The organism is Hirschia baltica ATCC 49814 (genome assembly GCF_000023785.1).
Taxonomy (GTDB): Bacteria; Pseudomonadota; Alphaproteobacteria; order Caulobacterales; family Hyphomonadaceae; genus Hirschia; species Hirschia baltica.
Map to the genome: position 1 here is coordinate 583,578 of NC_012982.1, position 21,511 is coordinate 605,088.

A 21,511-nucleotide genomic window follows, 5' to 3' on the forward strand; every position below is an offset into this window, starting at 1 on the left:
GATTATTTCGCTAATAAATGCGGTACATACCCCCTCGAAGAGCCTGAGCAAGGAAACAGTTCTGCTTTTTTGACTAGATAAGGTGGCTGCGTTTTTGGTGAGGTATTCTTAAATTTACTTAGATTTTGACCGAAGAGTTATGTTTTGACCATTAGTTTCTACGAGATTATTTCACTAAGTGCTTATTTCATCTTGATGATGGCGATTGGCTTTTACGCTTACAGAAAGTCTACGAGCAACGTTTCTGAGTACATGCTTGGAGGGCGTCAACTTCATCCCGCTGTAGGTGCTTTGTCTGCTGGTGCGTCCGATATGAGTGGATGGATGCTCATGGGATTGCCCGGCGCAGTCTATTTATCGGGCGTGAGCGAAGCTTGGATTGCCGTTGGTTTGGTTATCGGTGCTTACCTAAATTACAGGTTCGTTGCGCCGCGTTTGCGGGTTTATACCGAGCTGGCCAGCGATTCCATCACCCTCCCAGATTTCTTTGAAAACAGGTTTGATGATACCAGCCACGCTTTGCGCTTAATATCAGCGTTTGTGATTATTATCTTTTTCACCCTCTATACCTCTGCCGGCGTTGTGGCGGGCGGTAAATTATTTGAAGCAAGCTTTGGAATGGATTACCAGCTGGGGCTGTTTGTCACCGCTGGAGTGGTATTGGCTTACACAGTGATTGGTGGCTTTCTTGCCGTAAGCCTGACAGACTTTGTGCAAGGCTGTATCATGTTCATTGCGTTGGTGCTTGTGCCTATTGTGGCCTATCAATTTGTCGGCGGCATGCAGGGTGTGGAGACACAAATTGCTGCAGCGGCCAATACTGTGCAGCCAGCTGGCTCAGCGCCGCTTGATTTGGAAGGCTATTTTAGCTGGACAAATGGCGTAACTTTCATGAGCGTCGTGTCGCTTATGGCATGGGGATTGGGTTATTTTGGGCAGCCGCATATCATTGTGCGTTTTATGGCGATCCGGTCTTTGAAAGATATCGCAACAGCGCGGTATATTGGAATGTCATGGATGCTGGTAACTGTGATCGGAGCAGTGTTTGTTGGCATAATCGGTTTGGCATATGTTCAGGAAAATGCGCTGCAATCAGCTCTGACTGATTCAGAAACGATCTTTATTCTGCTATCTCAGACATTGTTTCACCCGCTCGTGTCTGGATTTTTGTTAGCTGCTATTCTGGCGGCAATCATGAGCACGATTTCGTCTCAATTATTGGTATCGTCTAGTTCACTGACTGAAGATATTTACAAGACATTCCTGAAACGCAATGCATCTGAAAAGGAGCTTGTCATGGTGGGGCGCCTTGCGACTGTGTTGGTTTGCGGGGTGGCGATTGTGCTCGCATTTGATCGCTCCAGCAGCATTCTTTCTTTGGTGGGAAGTGCATGGGCTGGCTTTGGTGCTGCCTTTGGACCGATTATACTATTGTCGCTCTACTGGCGTAAATTTACACGCAATGGCGCGTTGGCGGGTATGATTGCGGGTGCTTTGACCGTGTTGTTCTGGCTCTACGCGCCTATAACAATTGATGGGCAATCCTTGTCTTCAATCATTTATGAGATTGTACCGGGCTTTGTGATCGCGTTGATCGTGGCTGTTGGTGTGAGTCTGCTGACCAAGCCAAGTGAGGCGACAGAGGGCGAGTTTGACGCCATGAAAACAGAGATGGAAGCTTTGCCAAAATCTTTGCTGTAAGCTGGCAAGCCTCTAACGAAATGCCTTGCAGTTTATAGCGAGGGTTTCGCATTCAATAAAAAAGGTGCTTACGATTGGGTAAGCACCTTTTTTTATATGTGGATTGCCAAGTTTGGGCTTGTCTAGCTAACCAGGCGGGCCAGCCACGAAGCTTTCGACAAGTGATCCAGCCAATAACCGCCAGCCATCCACCAGCACGAAAAAGATGAGCTTAAACGGCATAGAGATTGTCACAGGCGGCAACATCATCATCCCCATACTCATCAGGATAGAAGCCACAACAAGGTCGATCACGAGGAAGGGAAGGAATATCATAAACCCGATCTCAAAGGCGCGCTTCAGCTCGGATATCATGAAGGCTGGTGCCAGCACCTGAAACGGCGCTGCTTCTGCGCTTTCTAGTGTTTCTATATTTGCCATGCCCATAAACAATGCCAGATCATCATCTTGCACATGCTTGGCCATAAAGGTTTTAATCGGGGCAGCAGCGCGTGGCAGGGCGTCTTCTAATCCGATAGATTCGGCCATGAAGGGTTCAACCCCTTCCTTATAGGCTGCTTCAAAAGTGGGAGCCATAACAAAAGCGGTTAGGAATAGGGAAAGCGAGATAATCACCGCATTGGGCGGCGCTTGTTGAAGCCCCATTGCTGTTCGCAATAAAGATAGCACCACCACAATACGCACAAAGCTTGTTGTCATCACCAAAATTGACGGCGCTAAGGATAAAATCGTGATCACGCCGAGCATTTCAACAATGCCGCTCGTCATGCCTGCGCCGGTGCCTAAATCGAAATTAAATTCCTGAGCGATACCCGCAGGTGCCAGTAATAGCGTACCTAATAATAGGAGCGTGACGCGGCCCATCATCTTGGTCGAGCGTTTAAGGGCGCGCATTATGGCTTCTCCGTTGTTTTGGAGTGGGGCGGTTTGGAGGGGGATGTCATTTTGCTGATGCTATTGGCCATTTGCTCGACAAGTGTTTTAGGCGTTTGCACGGGCGAAGCGGATGCATTCTCTGCTGTTGATGTCGGTTCTGGTTTTGGCGCATCTCGACTTGCCACGAGGGTTTGGTCTGTTTGACTTAGGCAGAGGAGGTGCTCGCGGCCATCCCAATGCACAACAGCGAGTTTGCGGCGCGCATCCATGCCGCGCCATTCGACGATGCGAAGATCAGATTGATTATTGATGAGATTGGCGCGCTGGCCTGCATAGCGGCGAGCAGCCCAGCCCATGCCTAGAATGATGGACAACACAAATATAAGCGCAGCAGTCGCGCGGATGAGTTCTTCCATGGTCTGACCAGTCTATAACGAGATGCTTTTTGCATGCCCAATTGCACCGATTCCAACAAATTGAAACGGTCTTGTTAACTTTTCGGTCTTGAAGGTAAATGAGTGGTTAATATCACTGTTCACAATTTTAAAAACTCCTTAACCTTAAGGGTGGAAACTGCCTAGTAGACAGGTCGTTTCTGCCCAGTGCGGATGCGCCGATTGATTTTTAGGAGTGCGATACGTGACTGGCCCTATGAATATGCCCATCTTCGGAATGATGAAAGCGCGCATGGACATGCTGGGTGAACGTCAAAAAGTGCTGTCGCAAAATGTCTCCAATGTGTCCACGCCCGGCTATACCCCTAAGGATGTTGATATATCTTCATTCAATGCCGCGCTGGCGAAGGGGAAAGTTGGCAATAATGCGGGTGCCGGCGGCCCAGCCAATGCGGGTGCAATGGCAGTCACGCATCCCGGTCACATAGCTGCAAGCGCAAGCCGTGGTTCACTTGTAGCTGGTGCATATATTGAAAAAGCACCCGATTCAGAGACCACGCTCGATGGCAATGGCGTCGTGGTTGAGGATCAAATGATGAAAATTGCTGAAACGCGTATGGAATTTGAGACCATGATCGGTCTCTACAATAAAAGCCTGTCCATGATGCGACTGGCTGCAAAAGCACCACGTTAGAAATAAAGAAGAGGAATTAAGCTATGTCTGGCGATTTAATGTCTGCAATGTCTTCGGCCGCTTCTGGTCTGCGTGCGCAAACTGTGCGTATCCGCGTATCGGCGGAAAATTTGGCGAATGCAAATTCAACGGGCGATACACCCGGCGCGGACCCATATCAGCGCAAAGTGCCTGTTTTTAAAAACTATCTAGATCGCGAATCTGGGGCTGAGCGTGTAAAAGTTTCTGGTGTGCACAATGATACAGCGCCATTTACCGTCAAGTTTGACCCGACTCACCCAGCCGCAGATGAAGGCGGTATGGTGAAATATTCCAATGTCTCAGCGCTTGTTGAGATGACAGACATGCGCGAGGCCCAGCGCGCATATGAAGCCAATTTGAACGTTGTTGAAGCCAGCCGGTCCATGCTTTTGGCCGCTGTTGATATTTTGAAAGCATAGGTAAAGCGTTATGGATATCGGTGCAACCGCAGCAACAAATGCATATATGAAAGCAGCGCAGGCAGCGCTAAAACCGGAAAGCTCACAAAATGTTGGTGGGATTTCAGGTGCGCCATTTGGTCAAATTCTTGATGCCGCAATTTCCCAAACATCAGGCGCGGCAAATCAGGCTGAAAATGCTATTGCTTCTGCCACTATGGGCAATGCCGATCTTGTGGATGTGGTAACAGCCGTTGCCGCCGCAGAAGCGACATTGGAAACAGTCGTCGCCGTGCGCGATCAGGTGATTTCAGCCTATCAAGAAGTCATGCGTATGCCGATTTAGAGGTATTGTAATTCAAATTAAAGCGTTGCAAACTTCAACATGTGGTTGGAGGGGCTATGTCTAATTTTTTGAAAAGAACGTTTATTCTCGCGATTATTTTGTGCGCGTTCATAGGTATATTGTACTTTGCAAATGGTAGTGTGCAGTTTAGCATGCAGTGCGCGAATTCTAGATGTTTGGTAGCTGCATCATCATCATTGATGTCTACAATGATAGGTCTATCATTACTGGTGTTCGCGGCACTATTTCCTCAGAAAAAAATTGAAGTTGTGAATACAGGGCGAGTTGGAATTTGGCGAAGAATATTGTCAGGTTTTATAGATTGTTTGGTTGTAGTAACAATTTCAATTCCGGTTTTGGCATTTCTAGTTCTGTTGACTGAACAACAAGCAACTCAAGAATTTGCTTGGCGCTTTATTCGTGATTTTACTCGAAATACAGATGGGCCAGTATTTATTGGGGCGGGGGTAGTAAACCTCTTGTCATTCTTCATTTACTTCTACTGTTTCACGAGATTTCAAAAAGCGACTTTGGGTCAGTTGGTTATGGGATATAGTATTTTCCCAAACACTGAGCATGAAAAAGCCCCTCGATATTTTGTTAGAACTCTGGCTTTGTTTGTGACAATGGTGACCTGCGTTATTTCTATTCCGATATCTTGGTTTGTGACACGCATTCAGACGTCTGGTGGAAAAACTTATTGGTGGGACAGAGTTGGTCACACGAGCGCAAAGAAAGTGCATTTTTAAGACTACTCTTGGATGCGCATTGTATCCTTACCAGTTCCCAGCGTTAAGATCTCATGTTAGCTTCTCATCATGACTTCAGGCGGCGATGCCGAAGTGATGGTTAGGGGAGATGTATGGCGCAGGATATTTTATCTGAAACCAGCGTTGCGGGCAGCAATGTCTTTGTCTCCTATTGCCGCAAAGATATGGACTTTGCCAATCAGATCGTCTCCATGCTGGAAGATGAAGGCTATGATCCCAAAATTGACCGTGATGACATTGCCGCGACGGAGCAATGGGAAGCGCGCTTACAAGAGCTAATATCCAGCAGTGACACAGTGGTTTTTGTGCTGACGGATGATTATCTCGCGTCACAAAATTGTGGTTGGGAAATTCAACAAGCTGTTGCGCGCAATAAACGCCTTATCCCATTATTACCTAAGCCTTTGACGGCAAAGGATGTGCCGCCGGAATTATCTCGGCTCAATTACATCCATTTTTTCAGTCTCAATTCCGGGGATGGAACTGGTTTTTATGCCGGTTTTAAATCTTTGCAGCGTGCATTGCGCCATGATTTGGAACGCTTGCGCCTATTGCGGCGCTATGAAGAGCGGGCAAAAGAATGGAAAAGCGGCGGTGGCGTACTTCTAACCGGTGAGCAACTGGTGCAAGCACAAAACTGGCAAGCGCAGACTGAAAAAATCGAAAGCGTGCCTCAAGCTATTACCGCATATATAGACGCCAGTCAGATTGCGCATGTGAAGCGTCTGAAAAAGGAACGGGCTAGAGTTGCTCTATTGGGCGGCTTATCAATCGCGTCTGCATTGGCAACGATTGCTGCCATTATTGTGGGGTTTGGCGCATGGGTGGCGAAAGAAGAAGCCGCAAGCACGCTCGCTGAATTAAATGTGCAGACTGACGATATGAAAGTCATTGTTGGCGCCGCAGAGCAATGGGCAAGTGGCCGTCAAAGCTTGGCGCTGAACAAGCATGAAATCCCAGAAGATTATGAAAGCCAATCTGAGAATGCGACCCGCGTATCTGGGCGTATGCTAGAAGACGCGTATGATAAGCTAAATTCGCGCGATTCTATCGTTCATAGCGAGGCTGATCATGTCGTCTTTATTCGTCAATCTGTGCGGCGTGATCTGGCCAAAGCACGTTTTTATAATGGCAATGAAACAGCCGTTATTCCCATTGATGAGAATATCGCAGAGCTCACAGCTTTTGCTCCAGAACAAAAAGAACGTTTTAGTGATTATAGTCAGGTGCTCGCGGAGGATTTTGTTTCGCGTGCGGTGTATTCTTGCTTGGCATCTGAACGCATTGGTGCAATCGGTGCGCAACTAGCAGAAGCACCTGAAGAGGTCCGTAAATTTATCAGCTGGCGCGATGCCGAAGCACGGGAAAAATCTGGTGTCATATGTGACGAAGCCAAAACTTCCGTGTGCAGTGTCGGTCAGGCGTGTGATTATGATGATGCGCCATTTGACCAGATCGCTATGATAGAGCCTTCTATTGGAGATGTTGTGGAGGAAGCTCCATCTGTTACGCAGCCGCCGCCAGTCACAAACGAGCCTATTAGGCCTGGAAGTCGAAATCCAACACAGGCACCTCCTCGGGTGCCAAGCCGCACTGTAGAAGCGCCCGCCGAACCTGTGATTGAGCAGGCGAAAATTGTAAAAGATTTTGAAATCACAGAAGTTTATCTGCACATTTCGGATAAAAGCCAGTATGCGGATGCGCAGATAATCGCCAATGAATTAAAGTCTGCTGGCTTTAAAGTGCTGGGCATTGATGTGGTTGATTATGATCCTGCAAAAGCGCGGTCTGTGCGCTATTATTATGATCCACAAGCGGAGCAGTCAGCTTATCTTGCTGCATTCTGTGCCAATGCCGCAAGTCAGACAGGGCGCGCAGGTTGGAGTGATGCTGGCAATTATCGTGTTATGTCACTGGCGGGCCGGTATGGAAAATTACCGCTCCACCGCGCAGAGATTTGGTTCTAGTTTGGTCTTAGCTAAATAACAGAACACATTGGCGCAGTCTTAATTCAATGGCTTAAATGAGGTCTACAAAAAAGTGGATTCCAAGAGTTCGCCATGATTGCTGACCCAATAACCAAGCGCGAAAAGGCCGATCAATAATACGGCCCATACAGCAATGTTTATCTTGCGTGATTTTGCAGCGTTTTGTTGTTGCAGCCAGCGGCGCGGCTGCACGCCTTTCCAAACGAACACAATCTGAGTGGATAACAAAACACACACAACGTTGAGCAACACCAATATTGCTGCTGTGAGTGCATTTCTCGTATCACCAGACCCTAGATACATCGCGGACGCTGCCGATGGCGGCAAGAGTGCAACGGCAACCATGACGCCCACCAAGGATGAGGATAATCCACCAGTTAAAGACAGGGCAGCCGCTGCACCGGACGCTAGCGCGAGTGCGATCACTTCAGGATTGATATTGGTGCGGGAAATCAACTCTTGGCTTTCCAGATTTACGGGGAATATTAAGGCCAGCACAAAGACTGTCCCAAATCCGATAGCAAGGCCAGACACCGCCGTTTTGGCCGCCGTTAGCATAAGAGGGCTGGAGCCAAGCGCAGACGAGAGGCTAAAACCCAGAATTGGCCCCAGCAAAGGCGCAATTACCATCGCCCCGATGACCACGGCGACATTGTTCTCATTCAACCCGATCGCTGCCACAATGGCAGATAAAATTGTGAGTACGACAAAATCGATTGTCAGCTTGCTGCCGCCCATCACTTCCTCGACGAGCGCTTCGCGCATGGCTTGTTTGGGGTTTTTCTTTTCTTCCTTATCATCGTCAGATTTGGTCACTTCATTGCGCGGCAAAGTCGCTTCCACATCCATGACAGTTAAGCGCCATTGGTCTTTTGATGTAAAAATATTTTGCGCGGCATCCATGAGGGATTGGCCTTCGCCATCTTCCAGCAAAACCAGCACACTTTCGCGTGTCTCGTCTGGTTCAGCTTCTCTGTGCCAATCAATTGGACAGGCTTTTTCAATCGCAGCTTCAACGCGTTTTTGATAGGAGGCCGGATAAGTGATCTGGATATTTTTCATGAAGGTGCGCTGCCGTTGATGACGAAATTCGAGTGGCGCGGAGCATTGTTTATTGTCGCTGTAAGGTCAATCGGGAAGAGATGAAATGACGGTTTAGAATTCTCATTTTGAAATAGAACTCTGGTCTATTCTTTGTCAGCAAACGGACACGTGTCTTGAAGGTCGCTGTTCATTGCGAGGTCAGAATTGAAAATATCATAGGTGATGAGCCAGTCACCATTTGGTTGCTTTTGTCTGACTTCTAGGAATTTTCCGATATCCACGCCTGTTTCACCAGATTCTAAAGGTATAAAGACGCAAGAGCGACCTCTCACAATGGCTTGGTCCGCATTCCCGTCAATTGTTTGTATATCGAATGCGATACTAAACCCTTGCTCGAATTTAGCCTCCCAATCTGCGATAGCGGTGCGGCCGATCACTTCAGGGCTGTTGGGTGGCATCATGATCGCGTCGGGTGCAAAGAGTTCTGCTAACGCCGCCCAATCATTGTTGTTATAGGTTTCCACCCATTTTGCCGAGGACGTTTTGATTGCACTTAAATCTTTGGGTGAGAGAGCATCTGTATTGGACTGACATGCAGCTAACGCCAGCCAAATCACAGTTATCAATGGCATATGAAGTTTCATTTTATTTCCCCAACCAAAGCTCACAAATACTTTATTTAAATGTAAGAGGCAATCAGCGCAATTAATCTGGCCGTTCAAGCCGTTTGTTGAGCTGTCAAAGCTATAGCGCAGAATCAATGGTTGGGCCAAAGATTCTGCGGCTAAGTTTGCGAATTAGAAAATCATGATTTCAGGGATGGCGATGACACATTTGCCGCCCCAAGTGTATATCTGGCTAAGCGCGCTGGATATTTCATCTTTCAAATTCCACGGCAAGATCAACACATAGTCAGGTCTTGCAGACAATATCATCGCTGAAGAGACAATTGGGATATGGCTTCCCGGCATGCGCTTGTTTTGTTTGGCGGTTGCATTGTCAACAGCGAATTGAACGAGGTCGGGGTGCACGCCCGCGAAGTTCATGAACGTGTTGCCTTTGGCAGCCGCTCCATAAGCTGCAACGGTTTTTCCCTCTTCTTTAGCTTTGATCAAGAATTTGAGGAGCTCATTTTTGACTTTTTCAGCTTTGCTCTGGAAATCTAAATAACCAGAAAGCTCATCCAGATTTGCGGCGCGTTCTTTTGCAATGATGTCTTCAACGGCGTCGCTTATAGGGCGTGTGCCGGTGTCACTGCGTTGTGCGAAGACGCGCAATGATCCACCATGTGTAGACCATTCTTCAACATCGAACACTTGCAAACCATTGGCTGCAAATATGCGGCGCACAGCAAGCAATGAAAGATAGGAATAATGTTCGTGATAAATGGTATCAAATTGAAGCTTTGAGATCAGATTTAGAAGGTGAGGAAACTCAAAAGTCGCGACGCCATCTTCTTTTAGAAGAATAGAAAATCCGCGCACGAAATCATTGATATCGGGTACGTGCGCCAGCACATTATTGGCGGTTGTTAGGTCGGCCGATTTGCCCTCGCTAACGAGGTGTCTGGCATATTCTTCGCCAAAAAATTCTTCGTATATCTCAATGCCTTTTTCGCGCGCAGCTTCAGCTGTGCTGGATGTCGGTTCTATACCATAGCAGGGGATATTGGATTGGAGCGCGTATTGCAGCAGATAGCCATCATTTGCCGCGATTTCGCAGATCATAGAATGATGATCTAGTCCGAAACGGCTCGTCATGTCGCTTACATAGCGTTTGGCATGATCACACCAACTTTTGGAAGTGGCACTGAAATAGGCATAATTGTTCGAGAAAAATTCCTCACGTTTTGCATGGTCTTGTGTCTGAACAAGCCAGCAATTGTCACACACCATGACCTTTAAAGGGTACCACGTTTCAGGTGCGTTATCATGATCTTGGGAAATGTAAGAGTTGGAAGGGGGAGCAAATCCTAGATCACAAAACATGTGCTCTAGTTCGGTCTGACAGTGACGGCACTTCATGAGTGAGCCTCATCTATATTCAACAAATAAATATCGAAGTGCCAACATTTTTTATGGTTAATATGATGCAGGGGAAATGTAGAGTAAGGCATCTTCGAAAGCAGGCATTTTATATTACAAAAGAGTCATCTTTTCAAGAAATTTAAAGGTAAAATTGCAGTATTGGTAAATTAGTCGCACATGTGGAATTGTTATAAATTCAGCGCTGCTTATCATATTGAATATTATTCAAATTATTTAAAATAAGGGCGTGCAAAGTATTTCATATATTGCGCAAATATAAGTTTTTTTGCCGTAAGTTATGAGCCTCAAAAGGTGATGAGGCTCGTGGAATATTGTGTTGGATTATTGCGTTGGAGGGAATGGGCAAGCTGAGTCGTTTTGGGGACGTTTAGCTTGAAATTAATCTCACTCACCCCGCCAAATATTCTACCATCTCAATAATCGCACCTGTCAGTGATGAAATCTCTTCCGGCGTGGTTGAAAAAGATGGTGAGAGATACATCACATTGCCCAGCGGACGGATAAAGACACCATTATCGATAAAGCGCTGGCGGATGGCGGCAAGATCAAATCCGTTGACCAGTTCCACAGCTGCGACAGCTCCTAATATGCGCACTTGCTTGATATCATCGCGTGCTTCCAACGGACGCAATTCACGTTCAAACTGGGCTTCAATGGCTTTGACGCGATCAAGGGCGTTTTCTTCTTCCAATAGATCAAGACTTGCCATGGCGACTGCGCAGGCGAGGGCGTGGCCGGAAAAGGTTGGTCCATGCATTAGCGCTTTATTGGGATCATCGGCATGGAAAACATTATAAATGCGATCCGTCACGATTGTTGCAGCGAGTGGTGTGACGCCGCCCGTCAGTGCTTTCCCAATGGTCATAATATCAGGCACAACGCCGGCCACATTGGCGGCAAACATTTCACCCGTGCGGCCAAATCCAGTGAAAATCTCATCGAAGATCAAAAGTTTTTCAAATTTATCGCAGGTGTCGCGCAGATAACGCAGAGTTTCAGGTGAATGCATTCGCATACCACCCGCACCTTGGATAAGTGGCTCAACAATCACTGCGGCGATGTCATTGCGATCTTCCAATATGTCTTCAAACAGGAATTTACTGTCTTCATCTTCGGGTAGGTCGAGAACATATTGATTTGCCAGAGCGGGTCCAAAAAGAGAATGCATACCTTCATCTGGATCACATACAGACATGGCCGCGAATGTATCGCCGTGATACCCGCCTTTGAACGACATGAATTTAGGGCGCACCTTACCTGTGGTGTTTAGCCAGAATTGCACGGCCACTTTCATTGCGACTTCGACGGCGACCGAACCTGATTCCACGAAAAAAGTGCGTGATAAATCACCCGGTGTAATTTGTGCCAATCGCGTTGCTAATTGATAAGCTGATTTATGTCCCAGACCGCCCAACATGATATGGGGCATGGTTTCCAATTGCTTGATCAGCGCGTCTTTTAGTTTGGGATGATTATATCCGTGTACGTTGGTCCACCAGCTGCCAATTCCGTCAATTAATTGTGTGCCGTCTTCTAGAAATATGCTCGCGTTTTGGGTATGAGAGACGGCGGCCGGTTTGGGATTGGTTTGCATCTGCGTATATGGAAGCCAGATGTGATCCAAACCAGTATCTAGCCATTCGATTTTGGATTTATCTGAACTCATTTTACAACTTTCTACGCTTTTGATGCTCTGGTGTATGCCAAATGCATTACCATAAACCATATTGGGGCCTGTTATTTCTCGCCAAGTTGATGAATTGAATGCATTTGCGCAAGCAAAACTCGATAAACTTCACGCAAAAGATTTAAAGCGTGGACTTATCCCCACATCGCGCGGCGTTGGTGGGGCTATTGTGCGTGATGGAATACCCGCAATTTCTTTTTGCGATAATGACTATCTGGGCCTCTCTCAAAACACACGAGTTGTGGCAGCAGCAGGAGCAGCAGCTATTCGCTATGGTGCAGGTGCTGGGGCATCTCGGTTAGTGTCTGGTGATAGTCCACTTAATCATGAATTAGAGACATTACTTGCCAAAATGAAAGGGCTGGAAGCTTGCCGTGTCTTTGGCTCGGGCTATATGGCAAATTTAGGTGCGATACCTTGTTTGGTTGGTAAATCAGATGTCGTTGTGATGGATGAACTTTCACATGCATGCATGAGAGCGGGTGCGCAGCTCTCTGGCGCAGAGATTCGCACCTTCAAACACAATGATGTGGAAGATGCACGACAGAAATTACACAATATCTCGGCAGATAGTCGTATATTATTGATGACTGAAACGGTGTTTTCTATGGATGGAGACCTTGCTCCATTGAAAGAATTACAAGCCCTTTGTGAAGAATATGGCGCGTGGCTGATGACAGATGACGCCCATGGTTTTGGCGTTATCAAGCAGAATAATCCGGCGCTTATCCAGATGGGCACGCTGTCTAAAGCTGTAGGAGTTTATGGGGGATATGTGTGTGGTCCTGCGGCATTTATTGAGTTGATGATAAGCCGTGCGCGCACTTTTGTTTTCACAACAGGATTGCCGCCTCAAGTTTTGGGAGCAGCGCTAGAAGCCGTCAATATTATCAATGAAGACACGCATTTAGCTAAAAATGTTATGGCGAAAACAACCGCATTTACAGATGCGTTGGGGCTGCCAAAACCCACGAGTACCATTGTCCCAATCTTGCTGGGCGAAGCAAGCATTGCCTTGAAAGTGCAAGCTAAATTGCTAGAAGACGGCTTCCATGTATCTGCTATTCGGCCGCCAACTGTGCCCGATGGTAGTTCGCGTTTGCGTATCGCTTTTTCTGCCTCACACGAGCTTGACGATGTGTTGGCTTTGGCTAACAGTTTAAAAAAACATCTACCAAAAGATGTATTAAATATATAACGGGACACCAAAATGAGTAGCGTATTTATCACGGCCACCGGCACGGATATTGGCAAGACATTTGTTGCATCTAAAATGCTAAACGAATGGCGGGAGCAAGGTCTTAATCCGCATGCTGTCAAACCGTTGATGAGCGGATTTGGAGAAAGCGACCTTGCTCAATCTGATGCTGGGCAATTGCTGGCTGCAATGGGGGAAAAGATTACCCCTGAAAATGTAAATCGTATCTGTATGCGCCGCTATGAAAAACCAGTTGCGCCAAATCAAGCAGCGCGAGAAGCTAACCAAGCTCTTGATTATGATGACATTTTGGCTTTTGTGAATTCGCGTGTTTTGCTGGCAGAAGGGTCTCCTATCATCGTTGAGGGGGCAGGCGGAATAATGTCTCCGGTGACGGATAACAAATTGCATCTTGATCTTATTTATGACCTTGCAATGCCCGCAATCTTGGTCACAGCCAATTATTTAGGATCAATTAGTCATACACTTAGCGCCCTAGAAGTGATGTCTAATAAGGGTATTGTCCTCGAGCGTGTGGTGGTGACAAAACCAACCAGTGAGCATGGAGAAGCGGAGGCTTTAATCGAAGAATTACAGCGCTGGAGTGATGTGACTTTTGAGGTGGCTTAGGAAAATTCCAAGTCCGAAATCGGCGAGCAGAAATTGAAACGCTAAGCTATTTTTATGAAAGAGCGATAAAATAGCGAGGTATTTCAATGTCATTCCAATTTCATGCACTTTCACCAGAGCCTTTTAAACATCTTTTTTCACTGTCTGATGAAGATTTGATGGCGCATAAAGCGGTTCGCCGTAAAGCGACATCTTATCCTGGCGCGCCTTGCCGGGTTAGTTTGGAAGATGCGGTACAAGGAGAAGAGGTTATTCTTGTCCAGCATGCACATTTACCTGTAAATTCCCCCTATGCGTCCAGCCATGCTATATATGTGCGTCAAGGTGTTGAGCAGGCAAAACCAGATATTGGTGAAGTCCCACAATTAATGAGAGGGCGATTAATGTCCGTACGTGCATTTTCGGTCAATCATATGATGGTCAATGCAGATGTTGTTGTGGGAACAGAGTTGGAGAAATCTATCGCGCAGATGTTTTCAATTCCTCAAGTGGATTATCTACACATGCATTATGCAAAGCCCGGATGTTTTGCAGCTAGCGTCACGCGGGTTTAATTGCCAGACATTGGCCCTGGAATTCCCTTAATGCCGAACATGGCCAGTTTCAGGCTATTGGCGATGCGGTTGGCGCGTTCATAGAAGTATTCTACGGCTTCAGGTGTGGCTGCAGTATCTTCTAGCGTTTGGCGAAATAGGGACAGCCAGATGGCAAATTGTTCCTCTTTTGCCTGCGTAACTTCCATATGTGCTGGAACAGGACGACCATGATATGTGCCTGCATTGAGGGCAACAGAAGACCAGAAGCGTTTTAGCGTATCCAGATGTGCATCCCAATTGTCACCAATTTTATTATTGAAAACAGGTCCAAGTTCGGGGTGGACGCGAACACGATCATAAAATGTATCGACCAGTGTTGATATATATTCTTCGTCGATTCCCATTGCAGCGGCATCAGCTTTTATCTGAGCGCGGCGTTCATTTGCGGTGCGTTGTATGCGGGTCAATTGCAAGTCTCCATCCGTCGGGATGCAATATATCAAGAGAAACCAGATCGTCCCACGCGACGAATAAGCTGTGGGACAATCTGTCTGATTGAGATGCTTTATGCGTTCATTTTACGCGTTGTATTGATGAGGTCATGGAGAACTGCGTTAAACATGGCAATTTGCGGCTCATGCGCCAATGCGCCTTCTTCGTTGAATGCTGTAAAGCCATTTGAGATAGCCGCTTGGGTTGGCACAACATGCACGCCGATATTACCCAGATACATGCGCAGCGGCACGAGGCCTCTTAAGGCTCCAAGACCGCCCGGAGATACGCCAGAGATAGCAGCAACTTTCCCCTTGAACGGCACCCATTTAGGTTCAGCTTCAGGGCTGGGGCGTGTGACCCAATCAAGTGAGTTTTTAAGTAGGGCAGAGAAAGAACTATTGTATTCAGGTGAAGCGATGAAAAAGCCATCATGATCATTGAATAGCTGTTTTAGTTTTTGAGCATTTTCCGGCATGCCATGTTCTGCTTCCAGATCCTCGCATAAGATTGGCATGTCAAAATCTGCAAGATCGATGAAAGTGGCTTCGACATTCATATCTGCAGCGAGTTTGCTCGCGTGTAGAGCTAGTTTTTTGTTTAAAGACTCTTTGCGTTTACTGCCCGCGAGAAAAAGGAGTTTTACCATTTTGCTATCCTATCCGATTATGCATCCATTCTGACTGTTCAACACTGATTAGGCGTCAATTTGCAACTCATTCCTTTCAATAGATGGTGTCTTGTTTACGAAAAGCATCTGGATTTTGTGTGTTATTTTTGCTGCATCTTGAACCTTCGTGCAGTTTCGAAACGTCTAAACTCGCCGTAAATAGCGAGAAATCAGCGATTGCTGCAATGATGAGCGGCAGATGAATGATTTGTTACTTTACTGTTCAAAAGCGAGTGATAGTAGTCTGCGCCGCCTTCCTATAGAGGCGTTTAACAGGAATGTAGATTATGAAAAATTATTTAGTTTCAGTAGCTTTGCTTGCTAGTGTCAGTTCGACTGCGTTTGCAGAGGAAACAAAATCTGGTTGGACAGGTGAGGGTGCGTTAAGTGCCGGTCAAACTTCAGGTAACACAGATACACGTGATATTGGGCTTGGTTTGAAACTAGCTAAAACATCAGGCCCATGGGTTTTTGGTGGTGAAGCAGCCGTGGACTATGGGGAAATTGACGGCGTTGAATCAAAAAACCGTATTTATGGTGGTCTGAATGTTGACCGTGAGATCAATGACCGGTTGTTCGGATTTGGTAAAATCACTCACGAACGCGATGAATTTACAGGCTTTGACTCTCGCTCTTTCCTTGGTGCTGGTCTTGGGTATCACGTGCTAACAGGCGAGCAGACAAAGTGGACTGTACGCGGTGGTCCAGGTGTGAAGTATGATGAAGTTAAGCCTATTATTGTAGAAGGCGAAGCAACGATTCCAGCTGACACACTGACATCATTTTCAGTGTTTGCAGGATCTGAATTCTCCCACGCTTTTAATGACAGTGTGACTTTGTCTAACTCAACAAGTGTGATGTACGCTGAGGAATCGACACAGATTTCAAACATTTTGGCTGTGACATCTAAATTTAGTGATGCACTATCTGGCCGTGCTTCTTATGAAGTGCGTCATGACACAAACCCTCCTGCAGGATTTGAAGAAACAGACACTGCGACTCGTTTGTCACTTGTGTATGGATTCTAAGGGAACTGATAAAGTTAGTTCTCATTATGAGATAAAAAGCACTGCTCCTGAAAAGGGGCAGTGCTTTTCTTTTTGTCAGCTTAGTGGGAGTTTGAAAGATTAAGTGCTTTTAGCTCCTTTTTTGAGAATTGATGCTTACGGCGGATTTTAATGCCATCTTCCGTCTGTTTGTTTTTGCTTTTCAGGTTTGCATATAAAGTGGAGATATCAATTGCAAAACCACGCTCATTGAGTGGAGGTTTTGACAATTCAATTTCATACCAAATGCCAGATATACGCACATGCCAGATGAGGCCTTGAAGGTGTTTTATGCCTTCTGGTGGCGCATCTGATTGCCAGTAATATTTGAATCTATCACGCGAGAAAGGGACATTCAGCTTTTTACAAAGCTTACGTGTTTCTTTGATGATACCATCCTTAGGATCAACATATAATTCAGCGTACCAATCTGTTGGTTGGCTATAGCCACCCCATCTTGATGTACCGAAAATTGAACCATCAGGTTTAGACTTTGTGTTGTAGTAGATGAAATCCTGCAAATGCTCGCGCACATGCATTTTTACAGTGCTACCTGTGTCTAAATGCTGGCAAATCTCACTGAAAACATCATCCCATTTGCGGCCTTTCTGTTTGTGTAGAAAGCGCTTTAAGGGTGCGAGGTTTTCGTTGAGGTGCTTGGCGTGACCTGCTTCCTGCATCATTCGGCGACCGGTCACATGCTGACGATCGGGGCATTTATCATAGCGCATTTTAGAACGCGGTGCATGACGATGCCCCCAGCGTGGCCGGGTGACGATGACTTTGAACATATCTTCACGCATGATTGCCACCATAATGGAAGCAAACGAGGTGAAGGTGCGAAATTTTATAGAAAAGGTTTAGGCGGTTTGACGCGCCTGCATAGGAATTGCCCATGATGAAATAACCCATAAATTAGAAGAGATTTTCCTGCGAATGGATGATTTATCGTTCGACATTTTGCTCTCCTCTGTTTGGGTTTGTTTCTCTGGTTTAGCTAGCGCCTATTTATGGCGATAGTTTGTCTACTCGGTTTCAAATAGATTATCATACTGACTGGCGACATCGTCCAGATTGATTTCATTGAGGAATGTTGAATAGGCCAAATAGGATACAAGGTGGCGCATATCGCTGATCCATGGCGGCACAAATTCGGGTTCGCTCAATAGGTTTTGATCACGCAATAATTTGATGGCTTCAAGGTCTATTAGATCAAATTTGCCGACGAAAAGCCGGCGCATATCTGCGATATCACCAGATTTTACAGCTGTACGAAGGTAATTGTGAACATCCAACAAGCCGCCTAAATAGATTGCATCTTTCGTGAAGGGGGCACCGCCTTCAAGAAGGCCGCCACGCACGATACGGCGCGCATTTTCAAATGCCTCAAAGTCTGATTGATGAGGCATTTTTTCTTTGAAAAAATTGAAAATCTGGATAAAATCCGCACCGTTTTCGGCCATATCAATTGCAATAACGCGGTTTGCGAGGCGGCGCATGCGAGGCGGATCAAGCGCGCCGGAAATAAATTCAGCAAACACAGCAAGACCTTCTTGTGTTCTTGCATTACCCGGATGGCTTTCTCCAAGAATTGGAAAGTTCGTTTGCGATAAACCATTAAAATTGGTGGCTATGTGCACCAGCGCTTCATGTTGAATGAGTTGGATGACATCCAGATCCGAAAAGTGTGCATTTTCGCGTATTTTAATATAATCGCGTCCAGCAGCTGCTTTGGCGGATACATCAGGTGTGACGATGATTTTGGGCGCGCGATCACCAAAATAAAGAGGAAGTTCCGCGTCCATGCGTTCTTTGAGCGTCTGAGCATTTAGCGTTTCAGCTGGCTCAAAATAACTCGATGTCAGGTCAAATTCGGAAAAGACTTCATCCAGTCGCTGCGCAAATTGTAGAATAGCTTTCTTTTTGTCACCAATGGGAGATTTTGGTCCACCATATAATGCGCGAGAATGCGTGTAGAAGTCTTTTGTGCCCACGCTCGCCATCATGGAGGCTGTTTGGCCAAAGACTTCGCACAGGCGCAGGAGCCAGTCATGCACGGGGCTGGAACCTTCAATCAGTGAACGCGCTTGCTCGACTAATTCGAAGGAGGGGGCCGGATCGATTTTTTTATAAACAGGTTTGGGCAGGGCTTTACATTTATCGGCAAAAAACTGCTTGGAAACAGATGCATCCCAGCTAATTGAGCTTAGGACCGGCAATCTATCTTCAGCCTGTAATAACAGGCTAGAGGCTTTTTTTAGTTTCTTAAGTTCACCTGTCGAAAATTCGGTCATGTCTAACTCGCTTCAGCGACGGCGGCTTCATATGCATCGAGTGCTTCTAGCCAGTCCATTTCAGATTGTTCGGCTTTGTTTTCTTGCGCAGCGCGCTCTTTCATTAGCTCAACCATGCGGTCTGAGCTTGGTGGTGGGCCAGCTAGCTCCGTATCAATCTCGGCTATCTTTTTGTTCGCTGTCTCCAACGCTTTTTCCGCTTGCTCAGCTTGGCGTTTGAGGGGCGCAGCTTTTTTTCGCGCTTCGGAGGCGCGGCGTTTTTGTTCGTCGCGTTCTGCTTTGGAAAGCACAGGTTTAGAAGGCGTTTTAACATCGGACGTTTTTGTTGGTTCTGGGACTGCTGAGGCGTCAGTCCCTGTTTGCTTTTTTGATTTTTTGGACTTCTTATCACCCTTGTCAGCATTGTGTGCAGCAGGTGCTCGGTCTGCTTGCATAACAAGTTTTCGATAGTCATTTATGTCGCCATCATATGGCTTTGCAGAGCCATCTTTGACCAGCCATAAACTATCGGCTGTGGCTTCTGCGAGGTAGACATCGTGGGTGATGAGGAGCACGGCTCCAGGATAGTCGTTTAATCCGTAAATCAGCGCTTCGCGGCTGTCGATATCAAGGTGGGATGTCGGCTCATCTAGTATCAGGATGTGCGGTGCTTCCATCGCTGTCAGGCCAAGCAGGAGGCGCACTTTTTCACCCCCTGAAAGTTTTTCGACTTTGGTTTCAACTTTTTCATGTGGGAAGCCCATAGCGGCAGCAACAGCGCGTTGGCGAGGGACTGGCGTACCCGTAGGCAGGGCTAAGCGGACATGCTCTAATACTGTTTCGCCGGGATGTAGTTCATCCATCTGGTCCTGCGAGAAATACCCGATTGTAATGGCTTTTGCGCCAATGACTTCACCTGCCATTAAAGGCAGAAGTTTGGCGATGGATTTTACGAGCGTTGTTTTACCTTGACCATTGGTGCCGACAATCGCGATGCGGTCGTCTGGATCCATACGCAATGTGACATCAGATAAAATTTTCGCATCCATTCCATAGCCAAGATCTGCATCGCGCAGCTCAAGAAGCGGCGGCGATAATTCATCCTTTGGGCCGGGGAAATTAAACGGTGCACAGCGTTCTTCTATTGGGATAGTCACATCTTGCATTTTCTCTAGCATTTTGACGCGAGATTGTGCTTGGCGTGCTTTGGAGGCTTTGGCTTTGAAGCGATCTACGAATGATTGTAGGTGTGCTTTATTCTTATCTTGTTTGGCTTTTTGTGCTGTTAATTGTTCAACTTGTTCAGCACGTTTCTTCATCCATGCATCATATCCTCCCACGCAAAGTGAGAGTTTCTGGTGTTCTAGTGCGATTGTGTGTGAGACACAGCGGTTTAGCAAATCTCTGTCATGGCTAACGATTAGCACAGTGTGTTTATATTTGCGGATATAGCCTTCCAGCCATGCTGCACCTTCAAGGTCAAGATAGTTGGTTGGCTCATCTAGGAGCAATAAGTCTGGCTCCGAAAATAGTACGCCGGCAATAGCGGCACGCATGCGCCATCCACCGGAGAATTCTCTGGTGGCGCGGGATAGGTCATCATTGGTGAAACCTAGTCCCATCAATACCTCAGCAGCACGAGCTTCAGCTGTCCAGGCGTCAATATCTGCCAGACGCATATGGATTTCACCAATACGGTCGGGGTCAGTTGCTGTTTCTGATTCAATCATGAGTGCGTGACGCTCTTCATCACATTCAAGAACGACTTCAAGAATGGTTTGATCTGTTGCAGCGACTTCCTGCGCCACCCAGCCCAAGCGTGCACCTTGGTTTAGTTTGATCGGACTATCGGCAGATGGTTTGGCGATCTCTTCACGAATAATGCGTAGCAGGGTGGACTTGCCTGTTCCATTGCGACCAACAAGGCCGACTTTCCAGCCGCTAGCAATTTGCGCGTTGGCATTTTCAAACAAGGGGCGGCCCTGAATGGCGAATGTGAGATCAGATATTTGTAGCATGGGAAGGGGTGTAGCGCCGCCCACGCAGATAGCAAGACTTTTTGTTAAGTTCCGTAACGGCCACACAATATTGGTAAATTCAAACTGGTCTTTTGAGTTTAATCTAAGTAGGCTTTTAAAAAATTTACGTTGGGGAAAAAGGATGAGTCAAACGATTGCGATAATGATAGCGACTATTGTTGGACCTGTAGCGGCAGTGGGCATATCTCTTTGGCATGCGCGCAGTATTAAGCAGCGAGATCAACAACTCATCGTTTTGAGAATGTTGGTTGGAGCTCGATATTTAGCTGGGGATATAAATCATTCTACAGCTATAAATATGGTGCCTATCGAATTTTCAAAATCACCAAATGTACTAAAAAAACACTCGGCCTATGTTGCCGAGGTTAATAAAAAGGACGCTGACGGTCAGTTAGAAAATCCAGATGAGGCAGCTAATTGCTATACAGATCTATTACAAAGTATTTTTACTGTGCTGGGGTATGCCTATAGTCATGATGAGATTCGTAAAAATTCGATTCTGACGACAGGTTTTATTGAGAGGGATAACCTCTATTTAAGTGCTTTAGGTGCAATTGTAAAAATCGAACAGCATTCTAAGTATGCAACCCGTGCAACGATCCAAATGGCTGATCATGTAACTTCATCGGATAATAAAAAGGATGAGGTTTGAAAATGGA

General features: G+C 46.5%; 22 protein-coding genes. 11 read left to right on the plus strand and 11 right to left on the minus strand.

The window, feature by feature from the left end; translation table 11 throughout:
* Positions 1–195 precede the first annotated feature (195 nt).
* On the plus strand, positions 196–1,701 hold the full coding sequence (gene putP / locus HBAL_RS02750) for a sodium/proline symporter PutP (protein ID WP_049763119.1): 1,506 nt from the start codon (positions 196–198) through the stop codon (positions 1,699–1,701).
* A gap of 126 nt (positions 1,702–1,827) precedes the next feature.
* Here putP and fliP read toward each other — a convergent pair whose 3' ends face one another.
* Entirely contained in the window at positions 1,828–2,595 is a 768-nt protein-coding gene (gene fliP, locus HBAL_RS02755; protein ID WP_015826402.1) for a flagellar type III secretion system pore protein FliP, read from the minus strand.
* Positions 2,595–2,993 carry a FliO/MopB family protein gene (locus HBAL_RS02760; RefSeq protein WP_015826403.1) on the minus strand — a complete coding sequence of 133 codons (399 nt, stop codon included), beginning with the start codon at positions 2,991–2,993 and terminating at the stop codon, positions 2,595–2,597. Before HBAL_RS02760 ends, fliP begins: the two co-directional genes overlap by 1 nt.
* A 223-nt stretch (positions 2,994–3,216) precedes the next feature.
* Here HBAL_RS02760 and HBAL_RS02765 point away from each other — a divergent pair, with 223 nt between their 5' ends.
* The 5 genes from HBAL_RS02765 to HBAL_RS02785 all read left to right on the plus strand — a co-directional run bounded on the left by HBAL_RS02765 (position 3,217) and on the right by HBAL_RS02785 (position 7,168).
* Positions 3,217–3,666: a flagellar basal body rod protein FlgB gene (locus tag HBAL_RS02765; RefSeq protein WP_015826404.1), complete on the plus strand. Its 450-nt coding sequence runs from the start codon at positions 3,217–3,219 to the stop codon at positions 3,664–3,666.
* Positions 3,667–3,689: 23 nt separating this feature from the next.
* Positions 3,690–4,106 carry a flagellar basal body rod protein FlgC gene (flgC, locus tag HBAL_RS02770; protein WP_015826405.1) on the plus strand — a complete coding sequence of 139 codons (417 nt, stop codon included), beginning with the start codon at positions 3,690–3,692 and terminating at the stop codon, positions 4,104–4,106.
* A 10-nt stretch (positions 4,107–4,116) separates the two neighbouring features.
* Complete coding sequence (fliE, locus tag HBAL_RS02775) at positions 4,117–4,431, plus strand: flagellar hook-basal body complex protein FliE (RefSeq protein ID WP_015826406.1); 315 nt, start codon at positions 4,117–4,119, stop codon at positions 4,429–4,431.
* Positions 4,432–4,640: 209 nt separating this feature from the next.
* Complete coding sequence (locus tag HBAL_RS16750; RefSeq protein WP_267879128.1) at positions 4,641–5,180, plus strand: RDD family protein; 540 nt, start codon at positions 4,641–4,643, stop codon at positions 5,178–5,180.
* Between the two features lie 113 nt (positions 5,181–5,293).
* Positions 5,294–7,168, plus strand: coding sequence for a toll/interleukin-1 receptor domain-containing protein (locus HBAL_RS02785; RefSeq protein ID WP_015826408.1), 1,875 nt, complete (start codon positions 5,294–5,296; stop codon positions 7,166–7,168).
* Between the two features lie 63 nt (positions 7,169–7,231).
* On the opposite strand, the gene HBAL_RS02790 is transcribed toward HBAL_RS02785, so the two are convergent.
* The 4 genes from HBAL_RS02790 to HBAL_RS02805 all read right to left on the minus strand — a co-directional run bounded on the left by HBAL_RS02790 (position 7,232) and on the right by HBAL_RS02805 (position 11,947).
* Positions 7,232–8,251: a TIGR00341 family protein gene (locus HBAL_RS02790; protein ID WP_015826409.1), complete on the minus strand. Its 1,020-nt coding sequence runs from the start codon at positions 8,249–8,251 to the stop codon at positions 7,232–7,234.
* Positions 8,252–8,376: 125 nt separating this feature from the next.
* Positions 8,377–8,877: a YybH family protein gene (locus HBAL_RS02795; RefSeq protein ID WP_015826410.1), complete on the minus strand. Its 501-nt coding sequence runs from the start codon at positions 8,875–8,877 to the stop codon at positions 8,377–8,379.
* A gap of 153 nt (positions 8,878–9,030) precedes the next feature.
* Positions 9,031–10,257, minus strand: a complete 1,227-nt coding sequence (locus HBAL_RS02800; protein ID WP_015826411.1) for a class I SAM-dependent methyltransferase — start codon at positions 10,255–10,257, stop codon at positions 9,031–9,033.
* 412 nt (positions 10,258–10,669) lie between these two features.
* On the minus strand, positions 10,670–11,947 hold the full coding sequence (locus HBAL_RS02805) for an adenosylmethionine--8-amino-7-oxononanoate transaminase (RefSeq protein ID WP_015826412.1): 1,278 nt from the start codon (positions 11,945–11,947) through the stop codon (positions 10,670–10,672).
* Positions 11,948–12,008: 61 nt separating this feature from the next.
* On the opposite strand from HBAL_RS02805, the gene HBAL_RS02810 reads away from it, so the two are divergent.
* The 3 genes from HBAL_RS02810 to HBAL_RS02820 all read left to right on the plus strand — a co-directional run bounded on the left by HBAL_RS02810 (position 12,009) and on the right by HBAL_RS02820 (position 14,350).
* Positions 12,009–13,166 carry an aminotransferase class I/II-fold pyridoxal phosphate-dependent enzyme gene (locus HBAL_RS02810; RefSeq protein ID WP_015826413.1) on the plus strand — a complete coding sequence of 386 codons (1,158 nt, stop codon included), beginning with the start codon at positions 12,009–12,011 and terminating at the stop codon, positions 13,164–13,166.
* A gap of 12 nt (positions 13,167–13,178) precedes the next feature.
* Positions 13,179–13,796, plus strand: a complete 618-nt coding sequence (bioD, locus tag HBAL_RS02815) for a dethiobiotin synthase (RefSeq protein ID WP_015826414.1) — start codon at positions 13,179–13,181, stop codon at positions 13,794–13,796.
* 86 nt (positions 13,797–13,882) lie between these two features.
* Positions 13,883–14,350, plus strand: coding sequence for a DUF1203 domain-containing protein (locus HBAL_RS02820; protein ID WP_015826415.1), 468 nt, complete (start codon positions 13,883–13,885; stop codon positions 14,348–14,350).
* On the opposite strand, the gene HBAL_RS02825 is transcribed toward HBAL_RS02820, so the two are convergent.
* Positions 14,347–14,799: a group III truncated hemoglobin gene (locus tag HBAL_RS02825; protein WP_015826416.1), complete on the minus strand. Its 453-nt coding sequence runs from the start codon at positions 14,797–14,799 to the stop codon at positions 14,347–14,349. The genes HBAL_RS02820 and HBAL_RS02825 overlap by 4 nt on opposite strands.
* Before the next feature lie 98 nt (positions 14,800–14,897).
* Positions 14,898–15,473: an NADPH-dependent FMN reductase gene (locus HBAL_RS02830; RefSeq protein ID WP_015826417.1), complete on the minus strand. Its 576-nt coding sequence runs from the start codon at positions 15,471–15,473 to the stop codon at positions 14,898–14,900.
* Positions 15,474–15,781: 308 nt separating this feature from the next.
* Between HBAL_RS02830 and HBAL_RS02835 the strand changes: the two genes are divergently transcribed.
* Positions 15,782–16,522 carry a DUF481 domain-containing protein gene (locus HBAL_RS02835; RefSeq protein ID WP_015826418.1) on the plus strand — a complete coding sequence of 247 codons (741 nt, stop codon included), beginning with the start codon at positions 15,782–15,784 and terminating at the stop codon, positions 16,520–16,522.
* An 80-nt stretch (positions 16,523–16,602) separates the two neighbouring features.
* Here HBAL_RS02835 and HBAL_RS02840 read toward each other — a convergent pair whose 3' ends face one another.
* From HBAL_RS02840 to HBAL_RS02850, 3 genes are all read right to left on the minus strand, one after another.
* Positions 16,603–17,343 (minus strand): hypothetical protein, encoded by a 741-nt coding sequence (locus tag HBAL_RS02840; RefSeq protein WP_015826419.1) that lies wholly within the window; start codon positions 17,341–17,343, stop codon positions 16,603–16,605.
* Between the two features lie 222 nt (positions 17,344–17,565).
* Positions 17,566–18,834 (minus strand): flavohemoglobin expression-modulating QEGLA motif protein, encoded by a 1,269-nt coding sequence (locus HBAL_RS02845; RefSeq protein WP_015826420.1) that lies wholly within the window; start codon positions 18,832–18,834, stop codon positions 17,566–17,568.
* A 2-nt stretch (positions 18,835–18,836) separates the two neighbouring features.
* Entirely contained in the window at positions 18,837–20,831 is a 1,995-nt protein-coding gene (locus tag HBAL_RS02850; protein ID WP_015826421.1) for an ABC-F family ATP-binding cassette domain-containing protein, read from the minus strand.
* A 142-nt stretch (positions 20,832–20,973) separates the two neighbouring features.
* On the opposite strand from HBAL_RS02850, the gene HBAL_RS02855 reads away from it, so the two are divergent.
* Complete coding sequence (locus HBAL_RS02855; RefSeq protein WP_015826422.1) at positions 20,974–21,504, plus strand: DUF6680 family protein; 531 nt, start codon at positions 20,974–20,976, stop codon at positions 21,502–21,504.
* Positions 21,505–21,511 lie beyond the last annotated feature (7 nt).

Bases quoted from the DNA above. Each gene is read 5' to 3' on its own strand.
- putP (WP_049763119.1), top strand. From the start codon at position 196: ATGATGGCGATTGGCTTTTACGCTTACAGAAAGTCTACGAGCAACGTT.
- fliP (WP_015826402.1), bottom strand. From the start codon at position 2,595: ATGCGCGCCCTTAAACGCTCGACCAAGATGATGGGCCGCGTCACGCTC.
- HBAL_RS02760 (WP_015826403.1), bottom strand. From the start codon at position 2,993: ATGGAAGAACTCATCCGCGCGACTGCTGCGCTTATATTTGTGTTGTCC.
- flgC (WP_015826405.1), top strand. From the start codon at position 3,690: ATGTCTGGCGATTTAATGTCTGCAATGTCTTCGGCCGCTTCTGGTCTG.
- fliE (WP_015826406.1), top strand. From the start codon at position 4,117: ATGGATATCGGTGCAACCGCAGCAACAAATGCATATATGAAAGCAGCG.
- HBAL_RS16750 (WP_267879128.1), top strand. From the start codon at position 4,641: ATGATAGGTCTATCATTACTGGTGTTCGCGGCACTATTTCCTCAGAAA.
- HBAL_RS02785 (WP_015826408.1), top strand. From the start codon at position 5,294: ATGGCGCAGGATATTTTATCTGAAACCAGCGTTGCGGGCAGCAATGTC.
- HBAL_RS02790 (WP_015826409.1), bottom strand. From the start codon at position 8,251: ATGAAAAATATCCAGATCACTTATCCGGCCTCCTATCAAAAACGCGTT.
- HBAL_RS02795 (WP_015826410.1), bottom strand. From the start codon at position 8,877: ATGAAACTTCATATGCCATTGATAACTGTGATTTGGCTGGCGTTAGCT.
- HBAL_RS02800 (WP_015826411.1), bottom strand. From the start codon at position 10,257: ATGAAGTGCCGTCACTGTCAGACCGAACTAGAGCACATGTTTTGTGAT.
- HBAL_RS02805 (WP_015826412.1), bottom strand. From the start codon at position 11,947: ATGAGTTCAGATAAATCCAAAATCGAATGGCTAGATACTGGTTTGGAT.
- bioD (WP_015826414.1), top strand. From the start codon at position 13,179: ATGAGTAGCGTATTTATCACGGCCACCGGCACGGATATTGGCAAGACA.
- HBAL_RS02820 (WP_015826415.1), top strand. From the start codon at position 13,883: ATGTCATTCCAATTTCATGCACTTTCACCAGAGCCTTTTAAACATCTT.
- HBAL_RS02830 (WP_015826417.1), bottom strand. From the start codon at position 15,473: ATGGTAAAACTCCTTTTTCTCGCGGGCAGTAAACGCAAAGAGTCTTTA.
- HBAL_RS02835 (WP_015826418.1), top strand. From the start codon at position 15,782: ATGAAAAATTATTTAGTTTCAGTAGCTTTGCTTGCTAGTGTCAGTTCG.
- HBAL_RS02840 (WP_015826419.1), bottom strand. From the start codon at position 17,343: ATGCGTGAAGATATGTTCAAAGTCATCGTCACCCGGCCACGCTGGGGG.
- HBAL_RS02845 (WP_015826420.1), bottom strand. From the start codon at position 18,834: ATGACCGAATTTTCGACAGGTGAACTTAAGAAACTAAAAAAAGCCTCT.
- HBAL_RS02850 (WP_015826421.1), bottom strand. From the start codon at position 20,831: ATGCTACAAATATCTGATCTCACATTCGCCATTCAGGGCCGCCCCTTG.
- HBAL_RS02855 (WP_015826422.1), top strand. From the start codon at position 20,974: ATGAGTCAAACGATTGCGATAATGATAGCGACTATTGTTGGACCTGTA.